Genomic DNA, 19,871 nt, shown 5'->3' on the forward strand with positions numbered 1-19,871 from the left:
CAGCGACTTTATGTAATTTCTTCAGCATTTTCCGTCTTGGGTCAACATCACTGTTTCAATGGCTGAATATTGACCACAAAAAGCTAAATCCTCTTCAAACCATTCTGTTTGTACAGAATTAATTCGAACCCAAATAGCTTGTTGTGGGTTCTCTTGTATAAACTGCTGTAAAGCTTGTCTTGCACTTGCTTTAGCTTCTATCGCTACAGCATCTTCTAAATCCACAATGACGGCATCAGCACCACTATTTTTGGCTTTTAATATCCTATCTGTACGAGTTGCTGGTACAAATAAAGCAGTTCTTATTAACGACATTAAATAACCCCTTTTTCTTGATAATCGGCAATTTGCTGTGCAGAAAAACCCAAAGATGACAAAATATGTTCCGTGTGTTCCCCTAATGCTGGTATTGGATCCATGCGGTAGCTATATTGATTATTTAAACCTGGGGGCAATAAGGCAGGTAATGCACCGACTGGACTTTCTACTTCAACCCAACGATTGCGGGATTTTAACTGTTGATGTTTCCAAACACCTTGCATATCATTAACACTCGCATTAGCAATCCCTGCTTTTTCTAAACGATCAATAACGTCTTCTTTGCTAAGTGTTAATAAGACCTTATCAATTTCTTGTCTAAGTGCTTGTCTATTTTTGTGACGTAAACTATTGCTTGCATAATGCTCATCGGTTGCCAACTGGGGTTGCTCTAATACATTATCACAAAATGATTTCCACTCCCGCTCATTCTGCAACCCTAACATCACTGTTTGACCTCCCGCAACCTCAAAAGGACCATAAGGATAAATAGCTGCATGAGAAGCCCCTGCTCGTTTTGGTGGTGGCGCACCATCAAAAGAATAGTACAAAGGAAAGCCCATCCATTCCACCATACTCTCAAGCATAGTGACATCAATATGGCTACCCTGTCCCGTTTTTTGTCGAAGCAATAGGGCTGACAAAATATTGCTATAAGCATACATACCCGCGGAGATATCAGCAATTGAGCAGCCTGCTTTTGCCATTTCAGCTTCCGTTCCTGTAGTGGATATAAAGCCTGATTCACTTTGAATTAATAAATCATAGGCTTTTTTCTTCTCATAAGGACCACCTTCACCATAACCAGAGATATCACAAACAATTAATTTAGGGTACGTCTGATGTAGTTCATCAAAGGATAAGCCCAATCGCTTCGCTGCTCCAGGAGCAAGGTTTTGAACTAATACATCTACTTCTGGTAATAACCTATCCAAAACCTCTCTAGCACCCTCACCTTTTAAATCTAAAGTCAGACTTTCTTTTGAGCGGTTGGTCCAGACAAAATGTGATGCCATGCCTCTTACTCTTTCATCATAACCTCGAGCAAAATCGCCCACTCTCGGACGCTCTACCTTGATTACTCTAGCACCAAGATCAGCCAATTGTCGTGTACAAAAAGGAGCGGCAATAGCATGCTCAAAACTCAATACTGTAATTCCGTCTAACGGTCTCATTCTTATTCCTTAACTGTATGCTTCTCTAATTACAATGATTTATTCAAAACTGACTTCTGCTAACTGAGCTAAAGTACCGTCTTGCTGTGCCCAGCATTGAGCTGTCTTACCATCATCATTAAAAGTACCCTCTACTTTAAATGGTTTAGGACAAATTAATGGTCTTAATCCTTTAAATTTGAAGCTTTTCACTTTTTTATCACGATTTGCTTTCACAAAAGCATCTAAGACATAAGTAGCAATCATTGGTCCATGCACGACAAGACCTGGATAGCCCTCTTGCTGAGTTGAATAAGGATAATCATAATGAATGCGGTGTCCATTAAACGTCACTGCAGAATATCTAAATAACATTGTGCTGCTAGGTTCAATATCTTCTGACCATTTAGAAGAAGGAGCTATTTCAGTACCGATTAACTTAGGTGGACTTGGTTCACGATAAACAATATCTTGCTCCTCACGAATACATAACTCACCATGTTGACTATATTCATGTAATACCGTCACAAATAATAATTTACCTGTACTGCCTTCTTTTTCTTTTATCGCTTGAATGGTTGAAACACGCATTCCTTCTTGACCAATAATCAACGGCTTAATAAAACTTAAGCGTCCCCCCGCCCACATACGATTCCTATTATCAGCAGGAGGTAAAAAGCCACCACGCTTAGGATGCCCATCAGTACCTAGCTCATTTAATGGTAAAGGATTAATAAAAAAAGCCCATTGCCATAAGAAAGGTAACGCCTCACCCTCTTGAGGAATAGGTGCATTTAAACTTAAGGCAATTTTTTTAACATGGCTTGAACTAATTATTTCACGACAACTTTCTTGTTTGCCTATCCATTTTTCAAATTCTATACTCATTATAGTTCTCTCAATTCTTATTAATAATAGAAAATTATTTAGTAACGATAGCACGTACCTTTTTTAATAGCCATTTTGATTCTATGAAAGGGGGCTTTTATATCTTTAAAGGGAAGTATCACAAACCATTGGCAAACACTATCGTGTTATCACTAATAACGATTCTATATTTCTCTCAATATGCTATTGTTTAATGAGTTAAGGCCTTTGGGATTCGGTTTTAGCATCTTCTTTCATTAGCTGAACTAAATCCTGTGCAAAAGGCGGTAAAAAATCTAACTGTCTTACACATACCTGCAATTGCCGTATTGCCCATTTATCTTTTAAATGGATAATATTTATTTGATTGTACTCTTTCTGTCTATAAGCGACACTCTCTGGAATAACACCAATTCCTACTTGAGCGGCTACCATCCGACACACCCCTTCAAATCCTCCCACTTCTACCCTAAACTTCAGTGGCATACCTAAATTATCTGCCGCTTGACGTAAAAAATGATGGATAGCACTCCATTCAGATAAACCAATATAGTCGTACCCTAATGTATCGACAAAACTGACTTCTTTATTCTGTGCTAATGGATGTTCTAATGGGGTTATTAATACCAGATTATCTTTACGATAGGGAATAAACGTTAAATGCTCATAATTGGATGCCTCAACATTACTAGGATCAATACCTGCTAACACTCCAATATCTGCTAGACCTTCAGAGACTGCCTGTACAATTCGATAACTAAGACGCTCCCTAAGCTCAACATTAACATCAGGATGCTTATGTAAATATTGACTTAATAAATTAGGCATAAATTCACTCATTGCCGTCGTATTAGCAAATACTCTTAACTTACCCTTAATGCCTTGAGCAAACTCTCTCATATCAGCATTCAGGTGTTCTAACTGTCGCAATACATTCGTCGAATGCTTAACAAATGCCTCTCCTGATGGCGTCAATGTCACGCCCTGACTGCTTCGATACAGTAAATCCGTTCCCAGATTATTCTCTAAATTCTTAATACGGTTACTTGCAGCGGGTAAAGACAAAAAGCTACGTTCAGCCGCCTTTGTTAAACTCTTCACTTCACTTATGTTTACCATTAATTGCATATCTGCAATATCAAAGCGCATTGCCATACCAACATCCTTTTTTCAATCTTAAACTTTTGATTAAGCCTAGCTTAACAATTTTATAATAGGCAGATAAAAGATTTTTTGGCATAGTAAAGTTTTCATAAAATAGAATTAAGGATATATGATGAGTGGTGTAGAGAATAATTATCAAGAAATTCGTGATGCTATCCGTGACTTGATGGCTCAGTTCCCCGCTGAATACTTTCGTAAAATCGATGAAGAAAAAGCCTATCCTGAAGATTTTGTCAATGCACTAACTCATGCGGGTTGGCTAGCTGCTCTTATTCCTGAGGAATATGGTGGCTCTGGTTTAAGTCTTACCGAAGCTACTGTTATTATGGAAGAAATCAATCGTCAGGGAGGCAATTCAGGGGCTTGTCATGGACAAATGTATAATATGGGTACTTTACTACGTCATGGTTCAGAAAAACAAAAACAACTTTACCTACCTAAAATTGCTACTGGTGAATTACGCTTACAATCCATGGCAGTTACTGAACCAACAACAGGAACTGATACTACTAAGCTAAAAACTACTGCCGTCAAAAAAGATGGTCGCTATGTTGTGAATGGTCAAAAAGTGTGGATTTCACGTATTCAGCATAGTGATCTAATGATTCTATTAGCACGTACAACACCACTTGATAAAGTGACTAAAAAATCCGAAGGAATGTCGATTTTTATCGTTGATATTGCCGATGCAATGAAAAATGGTATGCGTGTACAGCCAATTCCTAATATGGTTAATCATGAAACTAATGAGCTATTTTTTGACAATCTAGAAATACCAGAAGAGAACCTAATTGGTGAGGAAGGTAAAGGCTTTAAGTATATTTTAGATGGTCTGAATGCTGAACGTACACTTATTGCCGCAGAATGTATTGGTGATGGTTATTGGTTTATTGATAAAGTTTCAGCTTATGTAAAAGAACGCATTGTATTCGGTCGTCCTATTGGGCAAAACCAAGGCGTACAATTTCCTATTGCCAAAGCATTTATCAATATTGAAGCGGCAAGTTTGATGCGTTACGAAGCAAGTAAGCGTTTTGACGCCCATTTACCGATGGGAGCACAAGCAAATATGGCAAAACTTCTTGCCTCAGAAGCCTCTTGGGAAGCCGCTAACGCTTGTCTGCAATTCCACGGTGGTTTTGGCTTTGCCAATGAATATGACGTAGAAAGGAAATTCAGAGAAACTCGCCTATATCAAGTTGCACCTATATCTACTAACTTGATTTATTCTTATGTGGCTGAGCATATTCTAGGTCTTCCTCGTAGTTTCTAGGAGCAATAATGTCAACAGAATCTATTAACCATCAAGTTGCCAAATTTGCGTCTGAACTCTCTTTTGAGCAAATACCTGATAATGTTATTTTACGCTGTGAAGAGCTACTACTAGATACACTAGGATCAATTTATGCAGGCTCAACAGAACGACCTGTAAAAACAATTTTAGCTTTCGCTCAATCACAAGGTCCATTACAGGGTTCTGCACAATTATTACCTCATGCAGGAACATCTAGCCCATACTTTGCGGCTATGGTAAATGCAGCTGCCTCACATATGGTAGAGCAGGACGATTTACATAATAGCTCAGTATTTCATCCTGCTTGTGTCGTATTCCCCCCTGCTCTTGCAATTGCTCAGAGTATAGGGGCTAGTGGCAAAGAATTTCTAACTGCTTGTGTTGTTGGCTATGAGATCGGAATTCGAGTAGGTGAGTTTTTGGGGCGTAGCCATTATAAGATTTTCCATACAACAGCAACGGCAGGAACAATCGCTGCAGCAGCAACTGTGGGCAATCTTCTTAAACTCACACCGAGTCAAATGCTACATGCTCTAGGCTCTGCTGGTACGCAAGCTGCTGGTTTATGGGAATTCCTACGCACAGCGGCTGACTCAAAACAGTTGCATACAGCCAAAGCGGCTGCAAACGGATTAGTGGCTGCCATGCTAGCTAAAAATGGATTTACAGGCGCAGAAGCTATTTTTGATGGTAAACAAGGTATGGGGGTTGCCTTTAGTGAATCACCCGCCTACGATAAATTAAATAATCAGCTGGGTACCCGTTGGGCATTACTTGAGACATCTTTTAAATATCATGCATCATGCCGCCATACCCATCCTGCTGCAGATGCTCTACTTTCTCTCATTACAAAGCATGACATAGCTATTGAGGATATCGTCCAAGTTACCGCCCATGTCCATCAAGCCGCTATTGATGTTTTAGGAGCCGTTAATGTCCCAACAACTGTACATCAATCAAAATTCTCAATGGGGACAGTACTAGGTATTGTGGCATATAAGAAGTTTGCTGGTTTAACTGAATTTGATGAAGCGCTTAATGATCCTAACATTCACACCTTTAGAGAAAAAGTTCACATGGTTCTGGATAAACAAATTGATGATGCCTATCCTAATAAGTGGCTAGGCAAAGTTACCGTGACTTTGAATAATGGCAAGACACTCAGTGAGTTTATTGAAGATCCTAAAGGAGATCCGGGTAATACCCTTTCTCGCCCTGAAATTGAAGCTAAAGTGACCCGATTAATGCAATATCGCGGTGTTGCCACTGTAGAGGAAATACAAAAAGTTATCCAGTGGGTATGGGAATTACAAACGAATGAACATATAAATTCATTATTGTAATTAAGCCTTATCTATCAAAAGTCTAACTCATCTTGGCTTGTACTAAGTGAGTTAGACTGCTGTAACTCCTCTTGTTTAAGCAATTGTGCCTTGATTGCACGTAATTTACGAATACGACAAGCTTTTAACACATCTTGTTTTTGCCCATTACTAAGCTTCTGCCAATATAATCTTTCATCTCTTGTCCTGAAACATCCCATACAATATCCTTTAGCATTTGCTTGGCAAACACCAACACAAGGACTAGGAATTTCAAAAAACTCAAGCTGTTCCATGGCTGTTTTCAAGTAGTTAGCGAACAATTTTACTACGCACAATATCGTAACAGAGGTTAAATAAATAGGTATATGGCAAATAGAATAATATTAATCCTATATCTAAAACAATAGCTTCCCAAGCACCAATTCCCAAATACCAACAGATAAATGGAATCGTCATCATAAATAGTGTAGTTTCAAATCCTACTGCATGCACAATGCGCACTTTTGTCGTTTTCGTAAAATGGTTCTTTTTTAAGTACCAGTCAAATAAGGCGTTATAGCCCATATTAAGCAATAACGCCATGATGGCAATCACAACAGTTACCACTCCCATAGACATCATTTCGTGATCAGATAACCATGCTGCCAATGGAGTTGATATACCTATTCCTAGTACTTCAAAAAGAAAAGCATAAAAAAACCGCTCTAAAACGCTTTTACGATAAACCGTATTTGTATTACTCATAGGTTATCACAATATAGCGCTAAGGTCGTACCAAGGTATTTTTTCCGAATAAGCTTTCCACTAGCTCAACAGCAATATTCGCTGTTAAATTTCGAACATCTAATGCGGGGTTTAACTCAACGATATCCAAGGATGCCATACGACCCGTATCCGCAATCATCTCCATACATAGTTGCGCCTCTCGATAGTTAGGACCTCCTCGTACTGTTGTACCCACGCCTGGAGCAATTTCAGGATCTAAAAAATCTACATCAAAGCTCACATGCAAGTGTACATTATCATTTAGACCAGCTAACGCTTTTTCCATCGTTTGACGCATACCAACCTCATCGATATAGCGCATATCAAAAACATTGATTCCCGCCTGATGAATAAATTGTTTTTCGCCCTCATCTACACTACGAATACCTATTTGATAAATATTTTTTGCGGCTAATGCTGGCACCTGACCTGACATCTCAACTAATTCTTTTGGACCATGACCAAACAAGCAAGCCACTGGCATACCATGCATATTCCCTGACGGTGTAATCTCTGCTGTATTAAAATCTGTATGTGCATCTAGCCAAATAATACGGAGTTCTTTCCCTTGTTCGCGACAATAACGAGCCACCGCACTAATAGAGCCAGCCCCTAAACAATGGTCACCTCCTAACATAATCGGTAAATGACCTCTTTTTAATTCAGCATAAATAGCATCATGAGCTAACTGATTCCATTGAATGACTTCATTTAAATGACGATAACCATCTTTAGGGGCAGTAAAAGGATTCGCTGGCCCATGAAGGTTCCCCATATCATGAACCTCTAATCCCATACCCTCTAACATTTGCGTAATGCCTGCCACGCGCAAAGCTTCTGGCCCCATACTTGAACCACGATGTCCCGCTCCAACATCCGTTGGTACACCAATTAAACTAATTTTATTATTCATAATCTCTGTCTATAACTGTATTGTGATATTCAAAAAAGCACTTAGGCTAAATAAATCAGCCAGCTAACTTATTATATTGAAGGAAACTTATGTATATTGTGACATAGGCATAAGTTTTTGTCTTTTACAAAATGTCAATTAATGCCATTAATGATTAAATATCTAATGAAATATATTATTTCACTAAAAAAGCAAGCCTCTTTATGATCTAGGGGCTTGCTTCCAGAATATTGGCACTCTTCTATTCTTAAATTTTTGACATGCCGTCTCATATAGACGGCATGCCGAAAACACTAATACAAAACACGGGTCTTAATTGTACCGTCAATTTCTTTTAGCTGTTCAAGAAGGTTGGCTTTTGTGTTTTTCTCAACATCAATGACCACATAGCCAATCTGAGCATTAGTCTGCAAATATTGACCCACAATATTCACACCATCTTGAGTGAATACTTTGTTAAGACTAGTTAATACACCGGGCTTATTCACGTGGATATGCATATAACGGCTTGCTCCCTTGTTCTCAGGTAGTGATACTTCTGGGAAATTGACAGCAGACAATGTTGATCCATTATCTGAGTAACGCGCAATTTTACTCGCCACTTCGATACCAATATTGCCTTGTGCCTCTACAGTCGAACCACCGATATGTGGGGTCAATATCACATTATCAAATTTACGTAATGGTGATACAAATTCTTCCTGATTAGACTTAGGCTCTACAGGGAAAACGTCAAGCGCAGCCCCATTTAACTTACCCGCTTCTAAAGCTGCTGCCAGTGCATCAATATCAACGACTGTCCCTCTTGATGCGTTGATGAGAATTGCATTTTGCTTCATTTGACCAATACGTTCAGCACTCATTAAATTTTTGGTGCTGTCATCTTCTGGCACATGTAGCGTAACAACATCACTTTTAGCGAGCAACTCACTTAAGTTCGACACAGGACGAGCATTACCTAGAGGAAGTTTTGTTTCGATATCATAAAAAATAACATCCATTCCTAAGGCTTCGGCTAACACACTTACTTGAGTACCTATGTGCCCATAACCAATGATGCCTAATGTTTTGCCACGAACTTCATGGCTACCATCAGCCGATTTTTTCCATTCACCTCGGTGAACTTGAGCATTAGCCTCAGGAATTTTGCGCATAAGTAAAATCATTTCGCCTAATACCAATTCAGCTACTGAACGGGTATTAGAGAATGGCGCGTTAAATACAGGAATACCTCTTTTAGCGGCAGCATCTAAATCCACTTGGTTAGTACCAATGCAAAAACAGAAAATACCGATTAACTTTTTAGCCTGTTCTAAAATCTCGTCTGTTAAATTAGTACGGGAACGAATACCTACAAAGTGAGCCTCACTAATTGCATCAATGAGTGCTTGCCCTTCTAAGGCTTTCTTATGAAAATCAATATTGGTATAACCATTTGCTGCTAACACATCTAGTGCATTAGGATGTACACCTTCAAGCAATACAATTTTAATTTTGCTTTTATCAAGAGAGAGTTTTTCCATTCTAAGAACCTACATTACGGTGAGAAAATCAAAACCTAAAGAAACTATCATATCAGGTTACGTCAAAGATATATATATTTAGAACTTTCAAAAGAAACTTTTTTACCTATTATTCGATAAAGAAACTATTGTTCCTTCTGCCAATATGGTTGCAAAAACTTCATTCCATCTAACAAAGCACGATACATAACGGTTCCGTGATTTTCACCCTCATAGCGCTCTAACTGAACAGTAACTCCTTGATTTCCCAAATAATGTGCAAATTTTTCAAGATTACCCCACATATCCCGCTGTTGCCGTCTAGTGTCAGCAGTTTCTTTAGGAATTTCTAATTCACCTAAACTCAATCTGATATGCCTATCACTAAGCATTTGACTTGAAAAAAAATCAAACAAACGCGTTTATCGTCCCACCAGAGAGATGGGCTAGAAATAACAGCATATTTAAACAAATTTGATTTTCCTAAAAGATTGTAGCTAGCAAAAAGTCCACCAAACGAGTGTCCAAAAATAGCTTGCTCTTTAATATTAATCTTGGTCTGTTTTGCTAAAAAAGGCAATAAATCATTGCTTATAAACAGAGTAAACTTATCTGCTCCCCCATAATCAATATCCGCACGATTATCTCTAGTAGGTGGCGTATAATCTAGCGCTCTCTTTTTTAAGTCTAATAATTCTTCCCTCCCATAACCAATCCCTACAATCATCACTGGTGCATTCTTTTTTGCCACTTTATTCACCATAAACGTATGAGCAGCAACACTCGCTACAGGAAAAGTCATATCTCCATCTAGTAGATAAAGCACAGGATAACCTTCTTTAGGCATGTCTCCTATCGTCATCCATTGGATTCGATATGGGTGCGGAGTCTCAGATGTATATAAAATAGTTTCTTTCGTATGTAGTAATTGTGCCAGCTGTATATCTGAAGCCATCGCGATAGTTCTCATAAAACTTAATAAGAAAAAACTTCCTAAATAAAATAATTTCTTTATATTCATCATCTTCTAAAATATGCTGCTGAGCCTAAGCCCAGCATTAACCTTAATAAATCTACGATAAATTATTAGAACTGGTAACGTACGCTAGCATAAATGCTTCTATCCTTACTAGGGATATTAAAAGTATTGGTACTACCTACACGTATATATGCATGCCGGTTAAATACATTATCTACATTAAGCTGTACTTTTAGTTGAGGTGTAAAACGATACGACACCATAGCATCAAATAAGGTATATCCTCCAGCACTGATATCTTGAGAAGACTTAATCTTACTCATAGCATTCACACCAGCACCCACAGTCAACTTATCAGTAATATCATATGTTGTCCATAAATTTGCACTGTGTCGGGGCATCAAAAAAATAGCCACATCAGACTTTGTTGGTATGACTAATGAGGTATCTAAGTAGCTATACCCTGCATGAATACGCCATTTATCAGTGATATTACCACTCACCTCTGCTTCAAATCCTTGCATCACCCGTTTTCCTAAAGCTACTGAAGACGATCTTGAATCACCCGGAATGATGGGTGCAGCTGCATTCACATCACGTAAGCGATAAACAGATAAACGCATATTTAATTTATCATCAAAAAGACTCCCCTTATAACCACCTTCTATTTGTGTTCCTTGACGTGCTTTTAAGATACGCCCCTCTGCATCCGTATCTGATTGAGGGGTATATAAACTTGAATAACTGATATATAAGCTATGGTTAGGGACAATATCAAATACTGCTCCTGCATAACCCGTGAAGTTTGTTTTGCTCGCTTTTGCTTGTGTTAAACCATCACCCGCCTTAATTTCATAGTGACCTAAACGACCTCCTACAATTAATGACAGTTGGTCAATTGGACGTAGCACTAACTTACCATAAATACCTTTCTCGGTTAGCTCCTCTCGAGTTTGTGTAAGTGCATAACCGCTAGTACCTAGACGTGCATTTTTCATGATATCTACATAAGAGATTGTATTAAATTGTCGATAATCTACCATGCCTAAGTTAGTTACTCGTGCTTGATCATAGTCATAATCAAAATGGTTATAATCCACCCCTACAACAAGATCATTTTTTGTATTTCCCAACTTAAATGGCCGACTATAACTCGCATCAAATGCCAAAGATTTCTGTTTAATATCTGTACCCAGTCCTGTTGCTCTTACTTTATTTGCTGCGTTAATCCCTGTACCCGCAAAAATATAATTAGAATCTGCTTGGCGATCTGAGTAACGCATACCTATGTTTAGATGTGCATCATCAGCAAAGTAATGCTTTAAATCAGCAAAAACATCATGGCTTTGCATAGAAAATTTGTTCCAATCGGCCCCAATAAAAGCTGACTCTGGCAAACTTAATAAGCGATTATCTGCAATAAAAGCAGGGAGACCATTATTTGGTGTTAATTCTCGTTGTTGATAAAGATAACCAAGACCTACTGTTGTTTGAGGCGTTAAATCCCAATCCAATGCTGCATACAATGTTTCGTGATGATTATTTTGTTTCGCTGGCTTAGGAGATTCTCCATTTGTTTGTGCAATTAAACGACCACGTAACGTGCCTGATGTGTTGAGCGATCCAGAAATATCTCCATCTAGATTGTATCTTTTAGCTGTACCAAAGCCTGCACCTAAACTGCCTTGAAAGTCTTGTGTTGGACGTTTACGCACAAAATTTACAATCCCACCCATTTCACCACTACTATCGAAAAGCCCACTAGGCCCTCGCATAATTTCAACTCTATCAAAGGCAATAAGATTGGGTAATGTCCCTACAATACTCTGCATTTGAGCGGGTAACCCATCAATATTATATTCACTATACTCATAGCCTCGAGCATATACTGAAGAGCGTCCATCATCATTAGCAAGGACTCGTAATCCTGGCGTTTTTGCAGCCAACTGATCAAATGTCTTTACCTCTCTATCCTGAATCTGTTGATTAGTAATGATACTGATGGATTGTGGAATTTCACGCACCAATGCGGGACTCTTTGTACCTACTGTAGAAGCGAATGAACTATAATCACGTGTTTTTTCAGTAACAATGGCATTATAAATTCGTTCATTCACCGCATACACAGTATCCAATGTCGTCACATCTGCTTTCTCTTGTGCATACGCTGTCGTAGAAAAGAGCATTGTAAGTAACAACACTTCTTTTTTTAACTTAAATTGTTTCATCTCTAAATCCTCACCTATAAATAACATCAAAGCAAAATTTGTATTTCTTCAAAATTTGCTTAGTTAATGAGTATTTTAGAGTTAAAATAATTTTTAAATAGAAATGATTCTTATTTAAATATGACATTCTTTATTGATTTTCTGACAGTCTCAATTTTCAATGCAAATAGAACAGCTAAATAGCGAGCAATTTATTCAACTCGTCCATAACAATCAATCAGAAGAGTGGGTAGAAGGTAATTATTCTTTTAGCCCATTGAGGAGTGGTATTCATATCCATGGAGGAACCTTATATGCACGAAAAAATATGCGCAGTAGCCAACTCGTAGATAGCTATATTAACTTCATTATCCTGCTTGAAGGAACATTACGCTTCAGTATTAATCAAGACAATTACACAATTCCTGCGAACAACGGCTCTATCGTTATGGTTTCCATTCAAGAAGAAAGCCTATTTAGCCGTCATTTAATTGAAGGGGACTATTGCCAAAAAGTTGCTATTAAAGGCATTGAAAAATGGCTATATGATTATTATCCAGGAAAAAATTACCCTACAATTTTTGAAGATACCGTACGTATATGGCAAATGGATGAGACTATCAGAACATTAAGTAAACAATTTTTGGCATTACCTGAGAACAGCATTTATGGTCAATTATGCCAAGAGGCAAATGCGCTACAATTACTTGCCTCCTTATGGCAAATTTTTGAATCTCAAATAAAAAATACTTCTCATAAAAATACACTTATCAATCCTGCTAAGAGCTTTATTCAGCAAATCAATCAAGTATTCACTCCAAATATTCAAGTCAGTGATTTAGCCACACGATTAAATATCAGTGAACGTACTTTGCAGCGACGAGTTAAAGCACATTTTGGTTTATGTATTAGCGAATGGTTAAAACATAAAAAAATGAAATATGCACTACATGCTCTTAAGCACTCAAATCTTAGTATTGGAGAAATCTCTTACGCATGTGGTTATAAGCATGTTTCAAATTTCACACAGGCATTCAAACAATATTTTCACTATACGCCAACTGAAGTGAAATATTAAATCATGTGCTCCGTTATAAATAATGCATTACCATCTTATGACCATTGACCTCAACAACAGGCGCCTTTACACCAAATAAATTATTTAAATTATCTTCTGTTAATAATGCAGCTGGTGCACCTTGCAATAAAACCTCACCATTTTTCATGCCAATCATATAATCAGCATAAGCAGAAGCATAATTCACGTCATGCAATACCATAACGATAGTTCGTTGGTAATCATCGGCAATTTGTCTTAATTGCTTCATTAACTGCTTCGAATGATACATGTCTAAATTATTTAGAGGCTCATCTAAAAGCAAATAATCAGTTGTTTGACAAAATACCATTGCCACCATCACTCGTTGGCGTTGTCCACCTGACAGGTCAGTAATAAACCGCTCTCTTAACGCATCCAACTGAAACTGTTTGAGCGTCGACTCAACAATTTCATAGTCTTCGACTTTTGGGTGCCCTTGATGATAAGGATAACGTCCAAACATTAGCATTTTTTCAACAGTAATACGACTCGCTATGACATTATCTTGTCGCAAAATAGCAATAAGTTTAGCCATGTCTCTATTGGGGGTATGACTAATATCCATTCCATCAATAGTGATTTGTCCCTGTTGGATAGTTTCTAAACGAGCGATATGAGAAAACAACGTCGATTTACCAGCACCATTAGAGCCAACCAATGCGGTAATCCCTCCTTTAGGTATTTGTACAGAAATATTATGCAAAATATTTACGCCATCTACAGCATAGGATAAATTTTTTATATCAATCATAACGCTTTTCTTTTTAACAAGAAGATAATGAATACTATCCCACCAAGGAATTCAATAACAATGCTTAATACACCTTTAAAACCAATCACATGCTCAAAAATAACTTGACCCAATATCAAACTAATCGCCCCAATTAAAAATGAAGCAGGAATCAATATTCGATGTTCATAAGTTCTAAACACAGCATAAGTAATACCTGACACAAGCAATCCAAAGAACGTTACGGGACCAACCAATGCCGTTGAAATTGACACCAAAATAGCGATTAAACATAAGACCAGCATTAATGTTTTACGGTAATTTACCCCTAGGTTAATCGCTTGCTCACGTCCTAAAGAAATTACATCTAAGACATGCTGTAAGCGCCATATTACCAAACTGACTAACAATACAATTACACTACTTGGTAATAATAAAGCCGTCTTAATTACATTAAATTGTGCAAAACTAACACTTTGGACAACAGAAAACTCTTCAGGGTCAATCATGCGCTGTAAAAAACTATTAGTACTCCTGAACAATACCCCTAAGATCACACCTGTCAACACCAAACGATATAAGTCTTTTTGTGAAGAAGAAAATAATGATGAAAACAATAAAAAAGCAACTATTAACATCAACACTACTTCAAGGGAAAACTTAGTATACGCGCCCAATGTGGCATAACCTATACCTCCCAATAAAAATACTAGACCTGTTTGTATCAACACATAAATAGAATCAAACCCCATGATATAAGGCGTTAAGATCTGATTCGCTGTCAAGGTTTGAAATAATATTGTAGACACAGAAATAGCGTACGCTACTACTAATAAAGCAATTAATTTTTCTCCTCTAAATGACAAGACAAAGCTCCATTGCCCATTGGCATTAACTGTCATAAAGAGAATGATAGATATCACTAAGCCTATGCCCAGCAAGAATAATTTATTTTTTTGCATGCTTACTTGGTTTTACATAGAGTAGATATAGAAAAATTACTGAGCCCACAATACCAATAATAGTACCAACAGGAATTTCATAAGGATAGTTGACAATACGGCTCATAATGTCACAAGCCAATACTAAATTTGCCCCAAAAATCATAATCCAAGGTAACGTCTTACGAACATCATCCCCCATGAGACGACTCACGATATTAGGCACTACCAAACCAATAAAGGGAATACCACCAATGGTGACAACAACAATTGCTGCTATCAATGCAATAATTATCAGTCCAATTCTAGTAATTTGTTGATAATTTAATCCTAAATTAATACTGATATCTTTACCTAAACCAGCGATAGTAAATTGATTGGCATAAAAGAAAGAGATACAACAAAGTACCCCTGTCAGCCACAATAATTCATAGCGCCCAGCGAGCACACTAGCAAAATCACCGATAAGCCAAGCAACTAAGGTTTGCATCATATCTGCTTCGTAGGCAATGAATAAGCCCACCGCCCCAATAATTCCACTATAGATAATCCCAGTTAATGGAATCAATAAAGTCGCCGTAGGTGGTAATCGTTTTACTATCAACATAAAACCAATTAAACCAATGATGGATAAACCACTAGCAACTATCATTCTTATCACAATACTACTTTCTGGAAAAAGTAAAGTAACTAATAATAGACCTAGAGCAGCAGATTCTGTTGTGCCTGTCATACTGGGCTCAACAAAACGATTTCTCATTAGCATTTGCATAATAAGACCTGCATTGGCCACCGCCATACCTACCAATACAATAGCCAATGTACGTGGTAAGCGACTATTGAGAAAGACTTGCATAGCATCAGTATCACTCAATAAATTATTTATTGAGACATTACTAACGCCAACAAAAAGACTAATAACAAAGAGTAGGCATAATAAGCCTACTCCCAAAAAACGCCACACCATAGACTAGTTAATTACTTATTTATAGTCGCTTCTCTTAATAATTTAAGTTCAAGCATCATTTGTTGATAGCCACCAGATGCAAGGTACGATGAACTATCTAAGTAAATTACATGATTATTTTTAAATGCGGCAACATCTTTTAATAAAGCGTTTTCTAGTACAACTTTTGCACTATCCCCTTTACCATTTGTTGCTGTCGTTCTATCCATCACGATTAACCAGTCAGGATTTTTTTCTTTAATAAACTCAAATGAAACAGGATTACCATGACGACCTTCAGATTTTTTCTCATCTAAAGGAATAAATCCCAAATCACTAAATAAATATCCAAAACGAGAACCCTCTGAATAAGAAGATTACTTTTTGTCCATTGACTAATATCATCAACGTCTTTTTTGCCTTGAGTTAATTGCTTAGTTTTCTCTAGTTCTTCATCTAAATTTTTATTTAACTCTGCTGCTTTGTCTTCTTTAGCAAATAACTTACCATATTCAGTTAAAACCTCTTTTGTCCGACTGATATTGTATACAACACCTTTAGGATTACTCATATCAACAACAGGAACTACCTTTTGAATTTCTTCATATTTAGGTGACATACGACCACCAATAAAAGCAGCTTCTGGTTTTAATGCATTTAGCTTCTCTAAATCTGGCTCAAATAATGTACCTACTTTTGTTGATTGTTTATAAACATCTTGTAAATAACTTACCCCAACTGCATCAGATGTTCCTTTTGGTGTTATGCCTAAAGCAGTAATACTATCTAATGCACCTACATCATATACTGCTATGTTATCGCTTAATGGCTTATCAAATTTAACGTTACCATGTGCTGTTTGGACTTCTACCGCTTGCACACTAATCGCCGCCAACCCCATTACAGTAGCGGCAACTGTTCTAAAAAATAATGCTTTCATTACTAACAATCCATCACTAATTAACTAATTAAAATCTCAATAAATAAAAATAGAAATGAGAATATTTCTTATTATAAGATGTAAAATTTTATAATTCTAGTAATAAAAAAGACTTCGCAAAAATATCTACACTTTTTTGTCTAATAATGTCACTTATCAGTCGTACAGACATAAATACTTTACTTAAGCAGATTAAATTGAGCCGTACTATGCATCATATCTTTCATAAAGGGATTATTAAGAATAAAAAATAATGCTTCATGAATAGCCATATACTCTATCCACGTATAAGCAGAAAAAATAACTACTCTTTGTCACAACTACCTATAGTGCAACAATCGGCACATTGTGTAATAATAATAAGTGGAAATTAAGTTCCTAATTACTAATATCTAGCCTCGACGGTTGATAACCTATTCAAGCAACAAAAACTAGTTTAAAAACAATCTTTTAACTATTCTAATATAAAGCTTCAACTATAAAAGTTTATATTTAAACTTTTAACTATAACTTAAAAAATATTTTTATCTATAAAAAGGAGACAGCTATGGAAACTCAATTTAAGAGAAAATTTTTACTTGGTAGTTTGGCAATTACCTTGGCTTTTGGTACGCCTATTACGCTTTATGCCAAAGTACCCCCTTCCATGACCCAAACCCAAGTTGCAGCGGAACGTTATGATAGCAGTAAAGATATTTTCCATCCCATCTATGGTGTCCACGGTATGGTAGCCTCAGAGCAAGAACTCGCCTCTCAAGCCGGTGTTGAAATGCTTAAAAAGGGAGGTAATGCTGTGGATGCTGCCGTTGCTATGGGATTTGCATTAGCGGTTGTTTTACCTAATGCTGGCAATATTGGGGGTGGTGGCTTTATGGTTGTACACGATGCTAAATCTCATCAAAATATGACTATTGACTTCAGAGAAATGGCTCCCTCAAAGGCCACAAAAGATATGTATTTAGATGAAAAAGGTAATGTCATTGATGGTAAGTCTTTATATACCATTTTGCCGTAGGAGTGCCTGGTACTGTTGCGGGCATGGAGTTAGCTTTAAAAAAATGGGGTAGTTTGTCTTTAGAAGAAGTTATCGCTCCTGCAATTAAATTAGCAGAAGATGGGTTTATTGTCAGCCAAACTTTAGCCGACACATTAAAAACAGAAAAAGATAATCTAGGCAAATGGGATAGTACTAAGAAAATTTTTTTTAATGGTGAGAATCCCATTTCCGCTGGTGAGCGATTGATCCAACAAGACTTAGCAAACTCTTTAAAATTGATTGCTAAAAATGGATCTAAAGTATTTTATGAGGGTGAAATTGCCGAAAAAATTGTCGCTGAAATGAGCAAGCATAAAGGGTTAATCACCCTAGAAGATATGAAAAACTATAAGGCAGTAGAGCGTAAACCAATTGAGGGGGAGTATCGTGGCTACAAAATAGTCACTATGCCACCTCCCAGCTCAGGAGGAGTACATTTAGTTCAAATTTTAAATATGCTGGAAAATTATCCTCTAGCAGAATATGGATCAAATAGTGCAAAAACTATTCACTATTTAGCAGAGACAATGAAATTAGCTTATGCTGATCGTTCTGAATATCTAGGTGATCCTGATTTTGTCAAAGTCCCTGTTAAAGGCTTAACCTCAAAAGACTACGCCAAAGAATTAATCCAGCATATTAATGAGAATAAAGCTCGTGTCGCCGCTGAAATTAAGCCCGGTAAACCACAGGCCTATGAAAGCGATCAAACTACACACTATTCTGTCATGGATAATAATGGTAATGCGGTAGCTGTGACCTATACCCTAAATCTGAATTTTGGCAGTGGTATTGTTGCTGAAGGAACAGGGATTTTGTTAAATAATGAAATGGATGATTTCTCTGCCAAACCTGGCGTCGCAAATGCATTTGGTTTAATTGGTGGTGATGCTAATGCTGTTGAAGCTAAAAAACGCCCCCTATCATCTATGACCCCAACTATAGTCTTAAAAGAAGATAAGCCTTGGTTAGTTACTGGCAGTCCTGGTGGTGCACGAATTATTACTACTGTACTACAGAGTATCTTAAATACGATTGACCACGGCATGAATCCAGCAGAAGCCATTATAACCTCTCGCGTTCATCACCAATGGTTACCTGATGAGTTACGTATCGAAGAAGGTATCAGTCCTGATACATTAGCTATTTTGGCAAGTAAAGGACATAAAATAAGCCTCAAAGCCCCAATGGGACGCATCCAAATTATTCAAGCTAGAGACGGTGGATTTTATGGCTATTCCGACCCACGTAATCCTGATGGAAAAACACTAGGTTATTAAAATAATTGTTGTAAGTTGAAATTAAAAGGGTATTTTTAATATCCTCCATCTCACTTTGTAAGCGTCCGGTGAACTCCGATTGACTTCCGTTTTTAAACGTTCAATGCCCCGATTTTGTCGGGGCATTGTGTTAATTCTTGGTGTCGTTTGGCGCTTGCCAACGATGAGGCAGAAGCTCAGCAATGTCCTTCGCTTTCTGTGTCGGCAATCGTTCCAACACATCCTTAAGGTAAGCATAAGGGTCATGGCCATTGAGCTTAGCCGATTGAATTAACGACATCACCGCAGCCGCACGTCGACCCGCTTTCTCTACGAACCTACAAAGACGCCAATTCTTGCCMGACCAATCGCGAGTGGACGTATCAAATTCTCTACCGCATTATTATCCATCGGCAGTTGAGCTGACTCTGA

At 37.5% G+C, this 19,871-nt stretch carries 19 protein-coding genes and 2 pseudogenes; 4 read left to right on the forward strand and 17 right to left on the reverse strand.

The annotated features are described in order from the left end of the window. Positions 1-21: 21 nt before the first annotated feature. From V757_RS23390 to V757_RS23405, 4 genes are all read right to left on the reverse strand, one after another. Entirely contained in the window at positions 22-315 is a 294-nt protein-coding gene (locus tag V757_RS23390) for an aldolase/citrate lyase family protein (RefSeq protein ID WP_023951741.1), read from the reverse strand. After that, positions 315-1,493 carry a CaiB/BaiF CoA transferase family protein gene (locus tag V757_RS23395; protein ID WP_023951743.1) on the reverse strand — a complete coding sequence of 393 codons (1,179 nt, stop codon included), beginning with the start codon at positions 1,491-1,493 and terminating at the stop codon, positions 315-317. Before V757_RS23395 ends, V757_RS23390 begins: the two co-directional genes overlap by 1 nt. A 39-nt stretch (positions 1,494-1,532) precedes the next feature. Continuing rightward, positions 1,533-2,363 carry an HTD2 family dehydratase gene (locus V757_RS23400; protein ID WP_371128790.1) on the reverse strand — a complete coding sequence of 277 codons (831 nt, stop codon included), beginning with the start codon at positions 2,361-2,363 and terminating at the stop codon, positions 1,533-1,535. 195 nt (positions 2,364-2,558) lie between these two features. Beyond that, positions 2,559-3,494 carry a LysR family transcriptional regulator gene (locus V757_RS23405; RefSeq protein ID WP_023951747.1) on the reverse strand — a complete coding sequence of 312 codons (936 nt, stop codon included), beginning with the start codon at positions 3,492-3,494 and terminating at the stop codon, positions 2,559-2,561. A 121-nt stretch (positions 3,495-3,615) separates the two neighbouring features. Here V757_RS23405 and V757_RS23410 point away from each other — a divergent pair, with 121 nt between their 5' ends. Both V757_RS23410 and V757_RS23415 read left to right on the forward strand, forming a co-directional pair. Further along, positions 3,616-4,776: an acyl-CoA dehydrogenase family protein gene (locus V757_RS23410; protein WP_023951749.1), complete on the forward strand. Its 1,161-nt coding sequence runs from the start codon at positions 3,616-3,618 to the stop codon at positions 4,774-4,776. An 8-nt stretch (positions 4,777-4,784) separates the two neighbouring features. Beyond that, the gene (locus V757_RS23415; protein ID WP_023951751.1) at positions 4,785-6,140 is read left to right on the forward strand and encodes an MmgE/PrpD family protein; all 1,356 of its coding nucleotides are present in this window, start codon (positions 4,785-4,787) and stop codon (positions 6,138-6,140) included. A gap of 14 nt (positions 6,141-6,154) precedes the next feature. Here the strand turns inward: V757_RS23415 and V757_RS23420 are convergent, their stop codons facing one another. The 7 genes from V757_RS23420 to V757_RS23445 all read right to left on the reverse strand — a co-directional run bounded on the left by V757_RS23420 (position 6,155) and on the right by V757_RS23445 (position 12,509). Further along, the gene (locus V757_RS23420) at positions 6,155-6,427 is read right to left on the reverse strand and encodes a DUF1289 domain-containing protein (RefSeq protein WP_245587021.1); all 273 of its coding nucleotides are present in this window, start codon (positions 6,425-6,427) and stop codon (positions 6,155-6,157) included. Positions 6,428-6,431: 4 nt separating this feature from the next. Next, a complete protein-coding gene (locus V757_RS23425) occupies positions 6,432-6,866 on the reverse strand; it encodes a PACE efflux transporter (protein ID WP_023951755.1) in 435 nt (144 codons plus the stop codon). Between the two features lie 19 nt (positions 6,867-6,885). Further along, a complete protein-coding gene (gene rocF / locus V757_RS23430; RefSeq protein ID WP_023951757.1) occupies positions 6,886-7,800 on the reverse strand; it encodes an arginase in 915 nt (304 codons plus the stop codon). A gap of 293 nt (positions 7,801-8,093) precedes the next feature. Next, complete coding sequence (gene serA / locus V757_RS23435; RefSeq protein WP_023951759.1) at positions 8,094-9,323, reverse strand: phosphoglycerate dehydrogenase; 1,230 nt, start codon at positions 9,321-9,323, stop codon at positions 8,094-8,096. A 125-nt stretch (positions 9,324-9,448) separates the two neighbouring features. Beyond that, complete coding sequence (locus tag V757_RS27610) at positions 9,449-9,670, reverse strand: hypothetical protein (protein ID WP_052019368.1); 222 nt, start codon at positions 9,668-9,670, stop codon at positions 9,449-9,451. Continuing rightward, positions 9,667-10,257, reverse strand: coding sequence for an alpha/beta hydrolase (locus tag V757_RS23440; protein ID WP_218184502.1), 591 nt, complete (start codon positions 10,255-10,257; stop codon positions 9,667-9,669). The genes V757_RS27610 and V757_RS23440 overlap by 4 nt, the downstream gene beginning before the upstream one ends. A 131-nt stretch (positions 10,258-10,388) precedes the next feature. After that, complete coding sequence (locus V757_RS23445) at positions 10,389-12,509, reverse strand: TonB-dependent siderophore receptor (RefSeq protein ID WP_023951761.1); 2,121 nt, start codon at positions 12,507-12,509, stop codon at positions 10,389-10,391. A gap of 160 nt (positions 12,510-12,669) precedes the next feature. On the opposite strand from V757_RS23445, the gene V757_RS23450 reads away from it, so the two are divergent. Continuing rightward, complete coding sequence (locus V757_RS23450) at positions 12,670-13,566, forward strand: helix-turn-helix domain-containing protein (protein ID WP_023951763.1); 897 nt, start codon at positions 12,670-12,672, stop codon at positions 13,564-13,566. A gap of 13 nt (positions 13,567-13,579) precedes the next feature. On the opposite strand, the gene V757_RS23455 is transcribed toward V757_RS23450, so the two are convergent. From V757_RS23455 to V757_RS29625, 5 genes are read right to left on the reverse strand one after another with little or no spacing between them, the layout of a single operon-like run. Continuing rightward, positions 13,580-14,338, reverse strand: coding sequence for an iron ABC transporter ATP-binding protein (locus V757_RS23455; protein ID WP_023951765.1), 759 nt, complete (start codon positions 14,336-14,338; stop codon positions 13,580-13,582). Further along, a complete protein-coding gene (locus V757_RS23460) occupies positions 14,335-15,279 on the reverse strand; it encodes an iron chelate uptake ABC transporter family permease subunit (RefSeq protein WP_023951767.1) in 945 nt (314 codons plus the stop codon). The genes V757_RS23455 and V757_RS23460 overlap by 4 nt, the downstream gene beginning before the upstream one ends. After that, positions 15,266-16,225: an ABC transporter permease gene (locus V757_RS23465; protein ID WP_023951769.1), complete on the reverse strand. Its 960-nt coding sequence runs from the start codon at positions 16,223-16,225 to the stop codon at positions 15,266-15,268. The genes V757_RS23460 and V757_RS23465 overlap by 14 nt, the downstream gene beginning before the upstream one ends. Before the next feature lie 11 nt (positions 16,226-16,236). Continuing rightward, a complete protein-coding gene (locus tag V757_RS29620; protein ID WP_261796546.1) occupies positions 16,237-16,536 on the reverse strand; it encodes an ABC transporter substrate-binding protein in 300 nt (99 codons plus the stop codon). Continuing rightward, the gene (locus tag V757_RS29625) at positions 16,518-17,144 is read right to left on the reverse strand and encodes an ABC transporter substrate-binding protein (protein WP_261796547.1); all 627 of its coding nucleotides are present in this window, start codon (positions 17,142-17,144) and stop codon (positions 16,518-16,520) included. Before V757_RS29625 ends, V757_RS29620 begins: the two co-directional genes overlap by 19 nt. Positions 17,145-17,691: 547 nt before the next feature. Between V757_RS29625 and ggt the strand changes: the two are divergent. Further along, positions 17,692-19,460, forward strand: a pseudogene (gene ggt, locus V757_RS23475) (gamma-glutamyltransferase). A gap of 130 nt (positions 19,461-19,590) precedes the next feature. Here ggt and V757_RS28055 read toward each other — a convergent pair. Next, a pseudogene (locus V757_RS28055) lies at positions 19,591-19,871 on the reverse strand (transposase domain-containing protein); the annotation flags it as partial.

The organism is Pelistega indica (assembly GCF_000506865.1).
In the GTDB taxonomy this organism is placed as follows: Bacteria; Pseudomonadota; Gammaproteobacteria; order Burkholderiales; family Burkholderiaceae_B; genus Taylorella; species Taylorella indica.